Source organism: Paenibacillus sp. FSL R5-0923 (assembly GCF_038009145.1).
Lineage (GTDB): Bacteria > Bacillota > Bacilli > Paenibacillales > Paenibacillaceae > Paenibacillus_AQ.
Map to the genome: position 1 here is coordinate 3,392,560 of NZ_JBBPAT010000001.1, position 16,675 is coordinate 3,409,234.

Sequence of the window (16,675 nt, forward strand, 5' to 3'; positions counted from 1 at the left end):
TGCTTGACGGGAGGCGTATGTATGAAACAAAGAAAGGTGCCGCTGCGCAAATGCGTTGCTACCCAGGAGATGATGCCGAAAAAAGAGCTGATTCGAGTGGTTAGAACGCCCGAGGGTGAAGTACTGATTGATCTGACAGGAAAGAAGTCAGGCCGTGGTGCTTACATATGCGGCAAGCTTGAATGCTTTAAGCTGGCACAGAAGAATAAAGCACTTGACCGCGCTTTGAAATGTCAAGTGAGTCCTGAAATCTATGACCAGCTTGCCCGGGAGTTTACTTCCGTGGAAGAGCAGTTTCTAGCAGCAAAGGATAGTGAGGATAATGAGTAAGGCGCTTTCTTATTTAGGGCTTGCCATGAGAGCAGGCAAGATAGTCACCGGCGATGAGGCTGTACTCAAAGCTGTACGGTCTTCAGAGGCGAAGCTGGTCGTTCTGGCAGGTGACGCTTCAGATAATACCCAAAAAAAGTTCCGTGATAAATGCGGAACCTACGATATTCCACTAGTAATCGCATTTCACCGAGACAGCCTCGGTGCAAGTATTGGTAAAGACCAGCGTGTAGTACTGGCCATTACGGATAAAGGATTCGCGGAAATGATCTCCAAGCAACTCGGAGATACTGTCGGAGGTGGATTTATTGACTAAAGAAGAGAACAAAGATAAATTGCGCGTGTACGAATACGCCAAGTCACTAAACATGAGCAGTAAAGAAATTATTACAATTCTGAAGCGTTTGAATGTCCCTGTGAATAATCATATGAGTGTCATGGAGAACGGTTCCGTGAACAAAGTAGAGCAATTCTTCAAGGATATCAAGTCGAACGCTGCAGCCAAACGGGATACCAGCTCTAGCAGCCGTCCGGTGACAACCGGTGCGGTAACTGCCGAACCCCAAAGTGCTCAGAATGCCAACAAAAATCAACAGGAAAAGCAGGTAGGTATGAACAGTAACCAAAACAACAACCAATCGACGACGTCCCCAAGGCCCCAAAGCGGACAAGATTCCCGCAGAACAACAACAGGTTCAACGCAGAATGCACGTCCGCAACAAAGCGGAGCTCCACGTACTAACAGTACTAGCGGAAGCCGTCCGCAAGGAAGTAGCACAGGCGGCAATCGTCCACAAGGTAGCAACACTGGTGGCAGCCGTCCGCAAGGAAGTAATACTGGCAGCCGTCCACAAGGTAGCAGTACCGGTGGTAGCCGTCCGCAAGGTAGCAGCACTGGTGGCAGCCGTCCGCAAGGTAGTAATACCGGTGGTAGCCGTCCACAAGGAAATAATACTGGCAGCCGTCCGCAAGGACAAAGCAGTGCACCTCGCACTGACAGCCGCCCACAAGGTCAATCTGGCACTGGCGGTGGCTTCACACGCGGTGACGACAGAGGTCCTAAGAAGAACACAACTGGTGGTAGACCAAATACGAACAATAGACGGTTTGATGATGGCAAAGGCGGTAACTACCGCGGTCGTGGTGGTAAGAATGGCCGCGGCAAGAATCAGCCAATGGTTCACCGTGAGAAGATCGATAACACACCTAAGAAGATTATCGTTCGTGGTAGCATGACTGTTGGTGAAACAGCAAAATTGCTTCACAAAGACGCTTCTGAAGTAATTAAGAAGCTGATCTCTATGGGTGTTATGGCAACCATCAACCAAGAGCTGGATATCGACACCATCCTGCTACTCGCTGCTGAATTCGGCGTAGAAGTAGAAGTGAAGATTCCTGTTGATGAGGATAGCTTTGAAACTGTGGAAGAGAATGATGCTGAAGAAGAACTTCAGTCACGTCCTCCAGTAGTTACGATCATGGGTCACGTTGACCACGGTAAAACTACTTTGCTGGATGCCATTCGTTCGACGAGTGTATCTCTAGGCGAAGCAGGCGGAATCACACAGCATATCGGTGCTTATCAAGTTGAAATCAACCAGAAGAAAATCACGTTCCTAGATACACCTGGTCACGAAGCATTTACTGCTATGCGTGCTCGTGGTGCACAGGTAACAGATATGACTATTATCGTAGTTGCTGCTGATGACGGTGTTATGCCTCAGACCGTTGAAGCTATTGCACATGCTAAGGCTGCTGGACTTCCGATTATTGTCGCTGTTAATAAAATCGACAAGCCGGGTGCAGATCCTGACAAAGTGAAGCAAGAGCTTACAAGCTATGAACTCGTTCCTGAAGAGTGGGGCGGAGATACCATCTTCGTTAACCTTTCTGCAAAACAACGTATTAACTTGGAAGAACTGCTGGAAATGATTCTGCTCGTTGCTGAAGTAAATGAGTACAAAGCGAACCCTGACAAACGGGCACGCGGTACGGTTATAGAAGCTGAGCTTGATAAGAATCGTGGACCAGTTGCACGTGTTCTGGTACAGAACGGTACATTGAAAGTCGGCGATGCTTTCGTAGCAGGTAACTGCTTCGGACGTGTACGTGCGATGGTTAATGATAAAGGACGTAAGATCAAGGAAGCTGGACCTTCCACACCAGTAGAAATTACTGGTTTGACTGAGGTACCACAAGCTGGCGATCCGTTTATGGCTTTCGAAGACGAGCGTAAAGCCCGTGCGATTGCTGATAGACGTTCCACATCCCAACGTCAATCTGAGCTGAATACGAACACCCGTGTAACATTGGATGATTTGTTCCAGCACATTAAAGACGGCGAAATCAAAGACCTTAACGTTATCATTAAAGCTGACGTACAAGGTTCAGTCGAGGCACTTAAAGGTTCCCTGGCTAAGATCGAAGTGGAAGGCGTCCGCGTGAAGATCATTCACAGTGGTGCTGGTGCCATTACGGAATCCGATATTACACTTGCAGCAGCATCTAATGCTATTGTTATTGGCTTTAACGTTCGTCCGGACGCTCAAACTAAGGCAGCTGCTGAACAAGAAAAAGTAGATGTTCGTCTCCATAACATCATCTACAATGTAATCGAGGAAATTGAAAGTGCAATGAAGGGTATGCTTGATCCTATCTATAAAGAGAACGTTATCGGTCACGCTGAAGTACGTAGCGTCTTCAAAATCAGTAAAGTGGGTACCATTGCAGGTTGTATGGTAATTGATGGTAAAATTACCCGTAATGCTGAAATGCGCTTGATCCGTAGCGGAATCGTTGTATTTACAGGTAAAGTTGATACCTTGAAACGCTTTAAAGATGATGCCAAAGAAGTGGCGCAAGGTTATGAATGCGGCATAACTTTGGAACGCTATAATGACGTCCAAGAGGGCGACATTATCGAAGCGTTTCTTATGGAAACTGTAGAGCGCTAAGCGAAGAGGTGAATATAGATGTCTAAAATTAGAGCAGGACGAGTGGGCGAGCAGATCAAGAAAGAGCTTAGTCAACTTATCCAAAGCGGACTGAAAGATCCTCGAATCGGTTTTGTAACTGTAACTGGCGTAGACGTGACTAACGATCTGTCGCAAGCGAAAGTATACCTAAGCGTGTTCGGGGATGAAGAGCAGAAGTCAGGCTCCCTTAAAGCGATTGAGAAAGCTAATGGTTTTCTTCGCTCCGAGCTTGGCAAGGCGATACGCCTTCGGCATACACCGGAACTGATCTTCAAGATCGATGAATCTGTCGCTTATGGCAGTCACATTGAGAAACTTCTTGGAGAGCTTCATAAGAACGATTAGAAATAGGTACTAAAAGGAGTTCAAAATAGCTCAAGGCTATTTTGAACAACCTTTATAAAGGAGACGGCGAATGCAGAGCTATGAACAAAGTCTCCAGCAGACCCGTGAGTTTCTGCTGGAACACGACGATTACCTTGTAGTGTCGCATGTTCAGCCGGACGGAGATGCAGTCAGCTCCACCCTAGCGGTGGGCTGGCTTCTCTCATGTCTGGGCAAAAAATACACTATGCTGAATGAAGGACCGATACCGAAGCGGATGGAATATTTATGGCATTCGGATGAAATCATCAATATGGCCTCTAGTGAGCCGCCCCGTCAATACAGCAATGTGATCTGTGTGGATTGTGCTGATTTTCAGCGAGTAGGACTGACTCATCGCTATTTTGCGAAGGATGCTCTAATCCTGAACATTGACCATCATCCCACTAACAACGGTTATGGACTTGTGAATTTAATCAAACCGGATGCTGCTGCGACTGCGGAAATTTTGTTCGATCTGCTGAAGACGTTCGATATTGAATGGGACATTGATATCGCCACAGCTTTATACACAGGTCTTTTGACAGATACTGGTGGATTTCGATATACCAACACATCACCAAAAGTAATGGCAGCCGTATCTGAACTGCTTTCTTATGGCGTTAACGGTCCTGAACTGGCTGAGACATTACTTGAAGAAATGACATTGCCGCAGATTAAAATTTTAAATAAAGCGTTAAATACTCTTCAATTATCACCCGAAGGGGATATTGCCTGGCTCTATGTTACACCGGAGGATATGATTGAATGTGCTGCTGCTAATGAAGATTTAGAAGGTCTCGTGAACTACCCTCGCAATATTCGAGGTGTGGAGGTAGGGATTTTGTTCAAAGTCATTCATGAACATGCGGTTAAAGTTAGTTTGCGTTCTGCTGGTAAGGTGGACGTGGCTGATCTAGCGCAAACGTTTGGAGGTGGCGGTCATACCCGTGCTGCAGGCGCGCGTATAGAAGCTACACTCGAAACGGCAATATCGCAGGTGCTTGAGGAGGTAAGACGTCATTTATGAGTGAATTAGAAGGTGTACTGGCGGTTTACAAGCCGGCCGGCTTCACTTCACATGATGTTGTGGCCAAGGCACGTCGTATTCTCGGCATGAAACGGATCGGACATACGGGAACGCTTGATCCACAGGTAACAGGTGTGCTGCCACTTTGTCTGGGCCGTGCTACTCGTGTCGTGGAGTATATTCAGGAGTTGCCCAAAGAATATGTGGCAACACTGAGACTAGGGATGTCCAGTGATACTGAGGACTTAACTGGGACTATTATAGAAACTGTAGATGAGGTGCATGTAACTGAAGAAGAGATTCTATCAGTGCTCGCTTCATTTAAAGGGGTTATTTCTCAGGTTCCACCGATGTATTCTGCGGTTAAAGTTGACGGCAAACGTCTTTATGAGTTAGCAAGAGAAGGTAAAACCGTTGAACGTAAAAGCCGTGAAGTAGAGATTTATGAAATTGAAATGACGGATATGACTTGGGAAGGCAATCATCCCGATATCACATTCCGGGTGCTTTGCTCTAAGGGGACGTACATTCGTACGCTCTGTGTCGATATCGGACGAGCACTTGGACTGCCGGGTGTGATGGTGAAACTAGAGAGAACGATGTCGGCAGGGATTTCAGCCAGTCATTGTCTTACGCTAGAGGATATTGCGACTCACAAGGAAGCCGGAACATTGGAAGATCATTTAATCGCTGCAGACGAAGCCATTTCTCATATGCCAAAGCACACTGTAATGGATGAGAAAAAGAAGGCAGCATTGCAGGGGCAGCGTTTGTCCTCACGATTTATAGCTCCAGAGGTGAAGACGAACAGTCAATTTCGGCTATACGATCTTCAAGGTGGATTTCTTGGCATTTATGAATTGGAAGATACAGGTGCAATTGCTCCAGTGAAGGTATTTGCACAAGCTTAAATCAATTTTACCAAGTGAATTGTAGGTGAGAAACAGCGTGAGAACCGTAACGTTAACTTATCCGATGTCTCCGGAGACTGCTGCAGAGTGGGCTCAGCCTCAAGTGGCTGCTCTAGGGCAGTTTGACGGATTGCATCGTGGACATGCTAGCGTCATTACATCCGCTGTGGCCCTAGCCCGTAAACAAGGTGTGCCGGCCGCAGTCCTTACATTTCATCCACATCCTAAAGATGTTATGGGTAAGGGTGATTATGAAGGGTATTTGACGCCACCCGTAGAAAAGCAGGAGATTCTTGCTAGTTTGGGTGTCGATATCTTATATGTTATTGAATTTAACGAGCAGCTTTCCCGTGTAAGTCCACAGAATTTTGTCTCTGTTATGCTTTTGCCGCTACATATTGTAACTGCAGTTGTCGGCTTTGACTTTCGTTTTGGTTATCAAGGTGAAGGCGATGTTGAAATGCTTCGCAAGCTGGGTGAAGGTGTTATGAATGTAGAGGTTGCTCCCCCTTTTCTGCTAGATGGTGAGAAGGTCAGCAGCTCCGGCATTCGTAAAAGTCTCCAAAACGGGGATTTAGAGCTGGCAAACTCCTGGTTCGGACGTTGCTACTATCTGCGTGGTGAAGTGGGTCATGGTGAGAAGAGAGGTCGCACCATTGGTTTTCCAACGGCGAATTTGAAGCTCAGTGCTCATTTTGTCATTCCGACTAAAGGTGTATATGCGGTCCGAGTCTTTTATAAGGATAAAGTTTTGTACGGGGTCATGAATGTGGGCGTTAAACCTACCTTTCATGAGGGTGTATTGACGCCAAGCTTTGAGGTCCATCTGTTTGACTTCGAAGGTGATTTGTATGATCAAGAGCTTAAGGTGGAGTTAGTATCTTACATTCGTCCTGAACGAAAATTCGAATCCATTGGTGCATTGATTACTCAAATCGGTGAGGATGCAGAAACCGCGAAGAAGATTTTGGGGTATAATCTATAGTCATCCCGGACAAGCCGTTTACTTTTGTTAATGGAGATGCTATACTAATAAACGTTGCTGGCTTACAGCACCATAACCTTAGCTTGGTTGCACGTTCTCACCGACGGTGACGAGGCTAATGGCGATTATATTGAAGGAGGTGAACAGGATGGCATTAACTCAAGAACGTAAACATCAATTGATCGACGAGCACAAAACTCACGAATCCGATACTGGATCCCCTGAGGTGCAAGTTGCTATCCTAACGGAGAACATCGTTAATTTGACTGACCACTTGCGTACGCACAAGAAAGATCATCACTCCCGTCGCGGATTGTTGAAAATGGTTGGACAACGTCGTAAACTTCTGGCGTATTTGAAAAACAAAGACATCAGACGTTACAGCGCCCTGATCGAAAGACTGGGATTGCGTCGTTAATTTTCCATAAGATAACCCTTAAAGCAGCCTGGTTGTATACCGTATGTCCTTCTCGGAGCGACAGCGGGACAGCTGGGTTGCTTTTTGAAAATTTAGGGAAAACTTTATAGCAAGACTGATGAGATTATTCGTAAAAACGGCCACTTTACATCATCTGTAAGACTTAGCCGTTTCTTCTTATATGTATACAGAACAGGCTACATACCTTAAATTATAAGAAAGTATATGTTTCATGCTATACTTTATCCTTATAATTCTCGCATAAACGCTACCGTCCTTATAAGGACGCCGAAGGCGTTTTTAGCTTGGGGACAAGCCTTTCCGATTCATTAGATCGATATGTGAACCTGCAATATTTGACTGCGGGTCTACTACTATTCAAGGAGGTATTTATGGAAAAACGTGTAGAAATGCAGCTAGGCGGAAGACGCCTTGTGCTGGAAACGGGCCGACTAGCTAAACAAGCAAACGCAGCCGTTATGGTGCGTTATGGGGATACTTCGGTATTATGTACCGTTACGGCTTCGAAAGAGCCGAAGGACCTGGATTTTTTCCCGCTTACAGTTAACTATGAGGAAAGATTATATGCGGTAGGTAAAATTCCGGGCGGATTTATTAAACGGGAAGGCAGACCGAGTGAGAAAGCGATTCTGTCCAGCCGTTTGACTGACCGTCCAATCAGACCACTGTTCCCTGAAGGTTTCCGTAACGATGTTCAGGTATTGAACATGGTAATGAGTGTGGATCAGGACTGCGCACCAGATATTGCTGCTATGATTGGTACTTCAGCTGCACTTAGTATTTCCGATGTGCCTTTTGATGGACCCATCGGCGGCGTTGCTGTAGGTCGGATTAATGGAGAATTTGTGATCAATCCGGATATGGCTCAGCAAGCAATCAGTGATATTTATGTAGTGGTTGCTGGAACGAAGGAAGCAATCATGATGGTTGAAGCAGAAGCGAACGAAGTGACGGAAGATGTGATGCTCGAAGCGATTATGTTCGGTCATGATGAAATCCGTAAGATCGTTGCAACCATTGAAGAACTGGTCAAAGTGGCTGGTAAAGAAAAAATGGCTGTGAAGCTGCATGCAGTGAATGCTGACGTGAATACTGAGGTCCGTGCATTTGCTGAGGCTCGTCTGGTGGAAGCCGTTAAAATTGCTGAAAAACATGCTCGTCAGGAAGCGATTGATGTCGTTAATGATGAAGCGGTTGCGTATTTCGTAGAGAAGTACATAGAAGCACCGGAGCTTCTGAAAGATGTTAAAGAAGTCCTACATGATATCGTGAAGGATGAAGTAAGACGTCTAATCACGCATGATAAGGTTCGTCCAGATGGACGTAAACTTGATGAAATCCGTCCGATTGAATGTGATACAAGCCTGTTGCCGCGTACACACGGTTCCGGTCTGTTCACACGTGGACAAACACAAATCCTTAGCGTTTGTACCCTTGGAGCTCTAGGTGATGTACAAATCCTCGACGGAATCGATCCTACTGAAACGAAACGTTTCATGCACCATTACAACTTCCCGCCGTTCAGCGTAGGGGAAGCTCGTCCGCTTAGAGCACCAGGACGACGTGAAATCGGTCACGGAGCACTTGGAGAACGTGCATTATCCAAGGTAATTCCTAGTGAAACTGAATTCCCGTACACGATTCGTCTAGTATCAGAAGCGATTGAATCTAACGGTTCTACTTCCCAAGCAAGTATCTGTGCCAGCATTCTGGCTATGATGGACGCTGGTGTGCCAATCAAAGCACCAGTAGCCGGAGTAGCAATGGGTCTGATCAAAGACGGAGATCATGTCTCCATCCTGACGGATATTCAAGGTATGGAAGATCATCTCGGAGATATGGACTTTAAGGTAGCTGGTACAGCAGAAGGTGTTACAGCTATTCAAATGGACATTAAGATTGCCGGTATCGACCGCAACATTCTTCAAGATGCACTTCAACAGGCTAAAGAAGGCCGTCTGTTCATCTTGGACAAAATGAATGAAGCGATCTCTGCGCCAAGACCTAATCTGTCCAAATATGCTCCAAAAATCATTATTATCAACATCAATCCGGACAAAATCCGTGATGTTATCGGTGCTGGTGGTAAGATTATCAATAAAATTATTGAAGAAACCGGCGTGAAAATCGACATCGAACAAGATGGCCGTGTCTTTATCGGTTCTTCAGATGAAGAAATGATCCAAAAGGCTCGTTCGATTATCGAAGGTCTTGTGCGTGAAGTACAAGTCGGAGAAATCTATGTAGGTACAGTTAGACGTATTGAGAAATTTGGTGCATTTGTTGAACTTATTCCGGGCAAAGACGGATTGGTACACATTTCACAATTGTCTACTGAGCGTGTAGCTAAGGTAGAAGATGTTGTTGCTATTGGTGACACCATTACTGTTAAGGTTACCGAGATCGATCCACAAGGCCGGGTTAACCTGTCTCGTAAAGCAGTGTTGACTTCGGAAACTGGAGCTAAAGCGTAAGATTGATCTTAGTAATAACCTTTACTAAAGGGATCTAATTTCATTATTAAAAGAGACAGAAGCGATTTGCGTTCTGGCTCTTTTTTTATATGAACTAAGCTGGAAAACTGTAGCAAACATTCCTATCTATTAGTCTTGTATCTGTTCATGACATAAATTCCTCCCTTGTCTCATAGATTGGGACAAAGTGTCTTTGTAATCGTGTGGAACGAACCTGAAATTCGTTTCTACCGGGGAGGAAGTCGTCATGAAGACGGAAAAAGTGGCATTAGTGGTTGCTTGTGTAGCAATCGTGATAGGAATTGGTAGCACACAGGGACCAGTCAAGGACATGCTTGCGCAATTGAAGCCGCAGGATGATCTTGCGGTGTGGATGGATATCCCTAAGGCGGCGAACAACGATCTTCGTCTGAGGATTGAGACCGCCGCGGCCAAACTAAATGCACCTCCAGTGGATGCAGTGGTTGACCGGGTGTGGAAAGCCATTCCGGGCTATAACGGACTTGAGATTGATGTAGAGAGTACCTATCGGAATGCTCTTTTGGCACCAAAAGAACCCATAAAGTTAGTGTATCGGCAGATCGAACCAAAAGTATCGTTAAATGAACTGGGAGCAGAACCTATATATCGAGGAAATCCGGCGAAACCGATGGTATCACTGATAATTAATGTGGCTTGGGGGAATCAGTATATCGTGCCAATGCTGGATATTTTGGATGAAGAGAACGTGAAAGTTACGTTTTTTCTGGATGGAAGCTGGCTAAGTAAGAATCCAGAGCTTGCTACAGAAATGTTAAAACGTGGTCATGAGATGGAGAATCACGCCTATACTCACCCCAATATGAGTACTTTAAGTCGAGCGCGGGCTACCGTTGAGATTGAGAAGACGCAAAAGCTGCTAAAGGAATCGCTTGGAGTCACTAATAAATGGTTCGCGCCTCCATCTGGTGATTTCGATCAAGAGACAGTAGAAATCGCTAGCAGCTTGGGCTTAAAGACTGTACTCTGGACTGTTGATACGGTGGATTGGCGCAATCCTTCTCCTGAATCTATAGTTGCCAAAATCACAAGCAAAGCTGAACCCGGCACACTTGTTCTAATGCATCCTACTGCCTCATCCTCCAAGGCGCTGAAGGCCATGATACGCGGGATAAAGGCAAAAGGGTTACAGCTAGGAACAGTTAGCCAAACGCTGTCAGCGGAGCGTCTAATCCCCTCTGATGTTGAGTGAGTGATCTATTTCTGGTAGGATTATAGGCACGTGTATTAATTTAGATAGAACATGGCTATTGCCAGGAGGACATGAAGTGGAAAAAATAGTATTATCCAATGGATTACGAGTAGTGATGGAAAAAATTCCGACCGGCCGGTCCGTTTCATTTGGAATATGGGTGAAGACAGGTTCGCGGAATGAACACCCTGGAAACAACGGGATATCCCATTTTGTAGAGCATATGCTTTTTAAAGGTACGGACCGATATAGTGCTAAGGATATTGCCGAGCAGTTCGATGCTATTGGCGGCAATGTAAATGCGTTTACCTCTAAGGAATATACTTGCTATTATGCAAAAGTACTGGATGAGCATCTGCCTATCGCAGTAGATGTGCTAGCAGATATGTTCTTCCGTTCACGTATGGATGCTGAAGAGCTGGAGAAAGAAAAAAACGTCATCCTTGAGGAAATTTCTATGTGCGAAGATACACCAGACGATCTTGTGCATGATTTGATGTGTGCTGCTGCTTACAAGGATCATCCGCTTGCGTATTCTATCCTTGGCTTAAAGGAACGGCTGATGGAGATGAAGCCGGATGATCTTCGTGCCTACATGAAGGAGCAGTATACGATTGAGAATACGGTAATTAGTGTAGCTGGGAACATCAGCGATGGATTGATTGAGCTGCTGGAGCAGCATTTTGGTTCTTTTGCTAATCATGGCACATCTGCGCCGTTGACTCCACCGGATTATTATGGGGACTTGTTGTTTCACCGCAAAAAAACAGAACAGAATCATATCTGTCTTTCCTTACCAGGTGTCCGCTCTGGCGACCCATTGCAATATGCTATGGTGCTTATTAATAATGCCATTGGCGGCGGTATGAGCTCACGGATGTTCCAAGAGATTCGTGAAAAACGTGGCCTAGCCTATTCTGTATATTCTTACCACAGTTCTCAAGCGGATTCTGGTTTGTTCACGGTCTATGCTGGAACAGCACCGAAGCAAACTAAGGATGTAACGGAGCTAATTAAGGAAATGATGTACGAACTTGCTACTGAGGGTCTTAGTGAAGATGAACTGAGAAAAGGCAAGGAGCAGCTTAAAGGTAGCCTTATTCTTAGCCTGGAGAGTACTAGTAGCAGGATGAATCGAATCGGAAAAAATGAACTTATGCTCGGAAAACATAACACGTTAGACGATATGATCGCCAAGATTCAGTTAGTAACGATGGACAATATCAACAGTGTGCTTGATAATATGTTTGCTGAGCCGCTTTCTTTAGCGATGGTAGGTTCAACAGATAAAGCTATTGCAAATGTTAGGAGAGATGATCTTGTCTTATTACGTACAAATCAATAAACTAGCTGGAAACGAGGATGTTAATCTTCCTTGTAAAATGTCAGAACAGGCTTCCGGGTATGATCTATATGCCGCAGTTGATAGCGAAGTCGTGCTTGCACCTGGAGAACGTGCATTAATTCCAACAGGCATATCATTAGCTATGCCAGACGGATTAGAAGCTCAGATTCGTCCACGAAGTGGACTAGCCTTGAAGCATGGGATTACGTGTTTGAACACACCTGGAACGATTGATGCTGATTATCGTGGAGAGATCAAAGTGTTGTTGATCAATCTAGGGCAAGAGCCGTTTGCTATCGCTCGTAATGAGCGCATTGCCCAAATGGTATTTCAAGCGGTTCCAGTGGTCACTTTGGTTGAAGTAGATGTTTTATCCGAAACAGAACGTGGAGCCGGAGGCTTCGGTCACACTGGCAAATAATATGACTTATTAAAAAGCTTGCGAATTTATGCCTAGTCGGCGTGATTCGCGAGCTTTTTTTTCGTTTAAATATGACGATTTATAAGTTTCACATTTAAGCTGCATGGTAATTCTTCTCCGCTTTTCACCCATTAAGAATGCCCAGCATAAGATGCTCTATAGTCGATAGTGTATGTTGAAAGGAGCGTCATCCCTATGCTTACTGGCGTCAGGATCGTGTTCCTGGGCGGGGACGCGAGACAGCTTGAAGTGATTCGGAAATGTGTGGAATTGGATGCGACGGTAAGCGCTGCCGGGTTCGATAAGTGGGATGCCCCTTGCCCAGGGGTGAGCCTGGAACAGATGACGGTAGAGCTGCTTAGTAATGCAGATGTATTAGTGTTGCCTACGGTTGGTTGTGATGATGAAGGGAATATCAGTGCTCTATTTTCTTCTGAACGCTTAATGCTCTTGGAGGAACATTTTGCTGCTCTGCCACCCCATTGTTTGGTGTATAGCGGTATGGCTAAAAGCTACTTACGCGGCATGTGCGCCAAGCATTCGTTAAAGTTAATTGAATTGCTTAATCGTGACGATGTAGCCATCTACAACTCCATCCCAACAGCGGAAGGGGCACTGGTTATGGCCATACAGAACACGGATTTTACCATTCACAGTTCCAAATCGATGGTACTGGGTTTGGGCAGAACGGGTTTTACAATGGCAAGAAGTCTACAAGGACTGGGTGCTAGTGTTAAAGCCGGTGTTAGAAAACAGGAACATTATGCACGTGCTGAAGAAATGGGCTGGAAGCCGTTTATGACCAGTGAACTTTTGCTTCATGTGTCGGATGTTGATCTGATATTTAATACGATTCCAAGTATGATCATCACCGCACAAGTACTCTCACGTATCTCACCGCATTGCTTAATTGTCGACCTGGCTTCCGCTCCAGGTGGATGTGACTTTCGTTATGCTGAGAAAAGAGGAATTAAAGCGATGCTGGCACCTGGACTCCCTGGCATTGTAGCTCCTAAAAGCGCTGGGATTATTATGGCAAATGCGCTGGTTCAGTCGATATCGGACGAGGCTTTAATCAAGGGGGACGAATAAAATGGATTGGCACGGAAAAACAGTAGGGTATGCGATTACCGGATCTCACTGCACATTTGCGGAGGTAATGCCGCAAATTCAACGCTTCGTAGATGGAGGAGCAAACGTAGTGCCCATAGTTTCAGCATCCGTACTAGGCACCGACACCCGCTTTGGAACATCGCAAAATTGGCTAAAACAGTTGAAAGATATAACAGGTAATGATATCATTTCTACAATTGTTGAAGCGGAACCGCTGGGTCCTTCCAAGCTGCTGGATGTGCTGACGATAGCACCTTGCACTGGAAATACAACGAGTAAATTGGCAAATGCTATGACCGATAGTCCAGTGCTCATGGCTGCAAAATCGCAGATGCGCAATGGACGTCCACTTGTTCTCGCGATATCTACCAATGATGGCCTAGGTCTTAATGCCGCAAATATTGCAAAGCTTCTAGTGGCTAAACATATTTATTTTGTGCCATTCGGACAGGATAACCCTGAGGGCAAACCTAATTCGTTAGTAGCGCGTATGGATCTTATCCCAGAAGCTTGCTATGCCGCTTTGCAAGGTAAACAACTACAGCCGATGATTATTGAAAAGTTTCATTCCGTCTAGAATAGGGCGGAATCGGTGGAGCTAGTTGCGGACATAAAAAGGGGAGATGCACTAAATGAGCAATGAGAAGTTAAATGCCGCCTTGGTCGGAGTTACTTCTTAATCAATAGATACGGTCGTAAACATTCAAAGCCAAGATCTGCTAAACCCATTGCTGAGATCATTGCCGCCAAAAAATATAAGCTTTACTGCTACCGTCCTCATTTCGAGGGCGGTACAACCATTTTTCAAAATAAAAGAAAATTACTTAAGAAATAAGCTTACGTACTGTAAAGGAATTTCTCATTAGAGACGAAATGAGTTCTATTTACGAACGATTAGTGTGTTTGCTTTGACAATAATGGAGGAATTATACATGGGTATTCTGGTACAAAAATTCGGAGGAACATCACTTTCAACACCACAAGCTAGAGAGCACGTCATTCGTAATGTCAAACGGGAGCTCGCTAGTGGCTATAGTTTGGTCATTGTCGTTTCGGCAATGGGCAGACGCGGAGAACCTTATGCAACAGATACTCTGCTGGATTGGGCTGTTCAGAATGGAGATTCACTCCCAGAGCGTGAGAAGGATCTCTTGATGTGCTGTGGTGAGATTATCTCTGCTACTACACTTTGTGGCCTGCTGGAGAATGAAGGGATTGCTTCTACGGTACTAACGGGAGCTCAGGCTGGTTTTATGACAGATAGCAACTATGGCAATGCAAGAATTCTAGATGTACGTCCTGAACGTATTCTTCGCGAACTGCGTGAAGATAAAGTAGTTATAGTGACCGGGTTCCAAGGACAGACTGAAGCTGGTGATTTGACGACTTTGGGCCGTGGAGGAAGTGACACCTCTGCGACTGCACTGGGTGCTGCCCTTCATGCAGATATGGTTGATATCTATACAGATGTTAACGGGATTCTTACAGCAGATCCGCGGATCGTTGAAGATGCAAAACCGCTAACGTATGTTAGTTATACAGAAATTTGTAATATGGCTCATCAAGGAGCAAAAGTGATCCATCCACGTGCGGTTGAGATTGCTATGCAGGCACAAATTCCAGTACGCGTTCGTTCAACATTTTCTGAGAATGAAGGTACGCTGGTTACGAATCCTGAAGGATTCAACGACATTCAGTCTGGCGGCATTGTAGATCGCTTCGTAACAGGGATTGCTTATGTCAGCAACGTCACACAGATTTCTGTGGAGTGTCCAGATGGAAATGGTACGGGCGTTCAACTGCAAATTTTTAAAAGTATGGCCGACAACGGAATAAGCGTTGATTTTATTAATGTAACACCTACTGAAGCTCTTTATACTGTGTTCGATGACAAATCAGAAAAGGCCATCTCAGTTCTTCAGCAATTGGGCTTGCGTCCTAAGAGTTTATCAGGTTGTGCAAAAGTTTCCGTTATCGGGGGCGGAATTAATGGTGTGCCTGGTATTATGGCGCGTATCGTTGAGGCACTTAGCTCACAAAATATTCAGATTCTCCAATCCGCAGATTCGAATACAACGATTTGGGTGCTGGTGAAGAAAGAGGATATGGTGCAGTCCCTGCGTTCGCTGCACGCTATGTTTGAATTGCACCGCTAAGGAGGAATTCAAAGTGGATTTCGGAAGATTAATAACAGCCATGGTAACCCCCTTTGACGGGGATGGAGAAATCAACTGGGATGTAACTTCACAGCTTGTCGATTATTTAATTGAGGAACAGAAATCAGAGGCATTGGTTGTCTGTGGTACAACTGGGGAATCCCCAACGTTAAGTGATGAGGAGAAACTGCAGCTGTTTTCTTTTGTACTAGAGAAGGCGAATGGTCGCTGTAAAATTATTGCTGGAACAGGCAGTAATAACACGAAGCACTCTATTCACCTCACGAAGGAAGCGGAGAAAATAGGTGTGGATGGCGTACTTTTGGTCGTTCCTTATTACAATAAGCCTAATCAGGAAGGGCTCTATCAGCATTTTTCTGCGATTGCTACGGAGACTTCATTGCCAGTCATGCTGTATAATGTTCCTGGTCGCACGGGTGTAACTATGAGCGTGGACACAACCCTTCGACTTGCTGAAATATCGAATATTGTTGCGACAAAAGAATGTGCATCTGTCGATCAAGTAACACTTATCGCTTCTGCGTGTTCCGATGACTTCCGTGTATATACTGGTGATGACTCTGCGGGCTTAGCTAGTCTAGCCGTAGGAGGATACGGAATTATCAGTGTAGCTAGTCATGTGGTTGGTGCACAGATGTCAGAAATGATCTATGCATTCACCTCAGGAAATGTTCAGCGAGCGGGAGAGATCCATCGGCAATTGTTCCCTATTTACAAGGGGTTGTTCGAATGTCCACAACCTTTACCGAATCCTTCAGCGGTCAAATATGCTTTAAGTCTGAAAGGTCTGCCTGTTGGAGGCGTCAGATTGCCGCTTATTTCACCTACTGAAGCTGAGGCGGCCTTTATCGAGGCACTATTTCACTAAGTGCACAATGATA

The 16,675-nt window shown here is 45.3% G+C and carries 15 protein-coding genes and 1 pseudogene; all 16 read left to right on the forward strand.

Annotated elements, in window-relative coordinates; translation table 11 throughout:
- Positions 1-21 precede the first annotated feature (21 nt).
- The 16 genes and pseudogenes from rnpM to dapA all read left to right on the forward strand — a co-directional run bounded on the left by rnpM (position 22) and on the right by dapA (position 16,662).
- Entirely contained in the window at positions 22-330 is a 309-nt protein-coding gene (gene rnpM / locus MKX35_RS15155; RefSeq protein ID WP_042189416.1) for an RNase P modulator RnpM, read from the forward strand.
- Positions 323-644 (forward strand): annotated as a pseudogene (locus MKX35_RS15160) (YlxQ family RNA-binding protein); the annotation flags it as partial. The gene rnpM and the pseudogene MKX35_RS15160, both read left to right, overlap by 8 nt.
- Positions 639-3,284 carry a translation initiation factor IF-2 gene (infB, locus tag MKX35_RS15165; protein ID WP_076299231.1) on the forward strand — a complete coding sequence of 882 codons (2,646 nt, stop codon included), beginning with the start codon at positions 639-641 and terminating at the stop codon, positions 3,282-3,284. The pseudogene MKX35_RS15160 and the gene infB, both read left to right, overlap by 6 nt.
- An 18-nt stretch (positions 3,285-3,302) precedes the next feature.
- Positions 3,303-3,650, forward strand: a complete 348-nt coding sequence (gene rbfA / locus MKX35_RS15170) for a 30S ribosome-binding factor RbfA (RefSeq protein ID WP_042128856.1) — start codon at positions 3,303-3,305, stop codon at positions 3,648-3,650.
- 70 nt (positions 3,651-3,720) lie between these two features.
- On the forward strand, positions 3,721-4,698 hold the full coding sequence (locus MKX35_RS15175) for a DHH family phosphoesterase (protein WP_042189414.1): 978 nt from the start codon (positions 3,721-3,723) through the stop codon (positions 4,696-4,698).
- Positions 4,695-5,609 carry a tRNA pseudouridine(55) synthase TruB gene (gene truB, locus MKX35_RS15180; protein ID WP_042189413.1) on the forward strand — a complete coding sequence of 305 codons (915 nt, stop codon included), beginning with the start codon at positions 4,695-4,697 and terminating at the stop codon, positions 5,607-5,609. Before MKX35_RS15175 ends, truB begins: the two co-directional genes overlap by 4 nt.
- 37 nt (positions 5,610-5,646) lie before the next feature.
- The gene (locus tag MKX35_RS15185) at positions 5,647-6,594 is read left to right on the forward strand and encodes a bifunctional riboflavin kinase/FAD synthetase (protein ID WP_042189412.1); all 948 of its coding nucleotides are present in this window, start codon (positions 5,647-5,649) and stop codon (positions 6,592-6,594) included.
- Positions 6,595-6,742: 148 nt separating this feature from the next.
- A complete protein-coding gene (rpsO, locus tag MKX35_RS15190; protein WP_036656390.1) occupies positions 6,743-7,012 on the forward strand; it encodes a 30S ribosomal protein S15 in 270 nt (89 codons plus the stop codon).
- Positions 7,013-7,404: 392 nt separating this feature from the next.
- A complete protein-coding gene (gene pnp, locus MKX35_RS15195; RefSeq protein WP_042189411.1) occupies positions 7,405-9,507 on the forward strand; it encodes a polyribonucleotide nucleotidyltransferase in 2,103 nt (700 codons plus the stop codon).
- A gap of 247 nt (positions 9,508-9,754) precedes the next feature.
- Positions 9,755-10,738, forward strand: coding sequence for a polysaccharide deacetylase family protein (locus MKX35_RS15200; RefSeq protein WP_076299230.1), 984 nt, complete (start codon positions 9,755-9,757; stop codon positions 10,736-10,738).
- A gap of 76 nt (positions 10,739-10,814) precedes the next feature.
- Positions 10,815-12,083: a M16 family metallopeptidase gene (locus MKX35_RS15205; RefSeq protein ID WP_042189409.1), complete on the forward strand. Its 1,269-nt coding sequence runs from the start codon at positions 10,815-10,817 to the stop codon at positions 12,081-12,083.
- Positions 12,058-12,504, forward strand: a complete 447-nt coding sequence (gene dut, locus MKX35_RS15210; protein ID WP_179085811.1) for a dUTP diphosphatase — start codon at positions 12,058-12,060, stop codon at positions 12,502-12,504. The genes MKX35_RS15205 and dut overlap by 26 nt, the downstream gene beginning before the upstream one ends.
- A gap of 195 nt (positions 12,505-12,699) precedes the next feature.
- Entirely contained in the window at positions 12,700-13,596 is an 897-nt protein-coding gene (gene dpsA / locus MKX35_RS15215) for a dipicolinate synthase subunit DpsA (RefSeq protein WP_076285436.1), read from the forward strand.
- Between the two features lies 1 nt (position 13,597).
- Positions 13,598-14,194 (forward strand): dipicolinate synthase subunit B, encoded by a 597-nt coding sequence (locus MKX35_RS15220; protein ID WP_042189406.1) that lies wholly within the window; start codon positions 13,598-13,600, stop codon positions 14,192-14,194.
- 355 nt (positions 14,195-14,549) lie between these two features.
- Positions 14,550-15,773 (forward strand): aspartate kinase, encoded by a 1,224-nt coding sequence (gene dapG / locus MKX35_RS15225; protein ID WP_042189405.1) that lies wholly within the window; start codon positions 14,550-14,552, stop codon positions 15,771-15,773.
- Between the two features lie 13 nt (positions 15,774-15,786).
- Positions 15,787-16,662 (forward strand): 4-hydroxy-tetrahydrodipicolinate synthase, encoded by an 876-nt coding sequence (gene dapA / locus MKX35_RS15230; RefSeq protein WP_076299229.1) that lies wholly within the window; start codon positions 15,787-15,789, stop codon positions 16,660-16,662.
- Positions 16,663-16,675: the final 13 nt, after the last annotated feature.

What these genes read in the sequence shown, in the direction of transcription:
- MKX35_RS15175 (WP_042189414.1), top strand. Translation starts at nt 3,721, where the DNA reads ATGCAGAGCTATGAACAAAGTCTCCAGCAGACCCGTGAGTTTCTGCTG.
- pnp (WP_042189411.1), top strand. Translation starts at nt 7,405, where the DNA reads ATGGAAAAACGTGTAGAAATGCAGCTAGGCGGAAGACGCCTTGTGCTG.
- dpsA (WP_076285436.1), top strand. Translation starts at nt 12,700, where the DNA reads ATGCTTACTGGCGTCAGGATCGTGTTCCTGGGCGGGGACGCGAGACAG.
- dapG (WP_042189405.1), top strand. Translation starts at nt 14,550, where the DNA reads ATGGGTATTCTGGTACAAAAATTCGGAGGAACATCACTTTCAACACCA.
- MKX35_RS15200 (WP_076299230.1), top strand. Translation starts at nt 9,755, where the DNA reads ATGAAGACGGAAAAAGTGGCATTAGTGGTTGCTTGTGTAGCAATCGTG.
- truB (WP_042189413.1), top strand. Translation starts at nt 4,695, where the DNA reads ATGAGTGAATTAGAAGGTGTACTGGCGGTTTACAAGCCGGCCGGCTTC.
- rnpM (WP_042189416.1), top strand. Translation starts at nt 22, where the DNA reads ATGAAACAAAGAAAGGTGCCGCTGCGCAAATGCGTTGCTACCCAGGAG.
- rbfA (WP_042128856.1), top strand. Translation starts at nt 3,303, where the DNA reads ATGTCTAAAATTAGAGCAGGACGAGTGGGCGAGCAGATCAAGAAAGAG.
- rpsO (WP_036656390.1), top strand. Translation starts at nt 6,743, where the DNA reads ATGGCATTAACTCAAGAACGTAAACATCAATTGATCGACGAGCACAAA.
- MKX35_RS15220 (WP_042189406.1), top strand. Translation starts at nt 13,598, where the DNA reads ATGGATTGGCACGGAAAAACAGTAGGGTATGCGATTACCGGATCTCAC.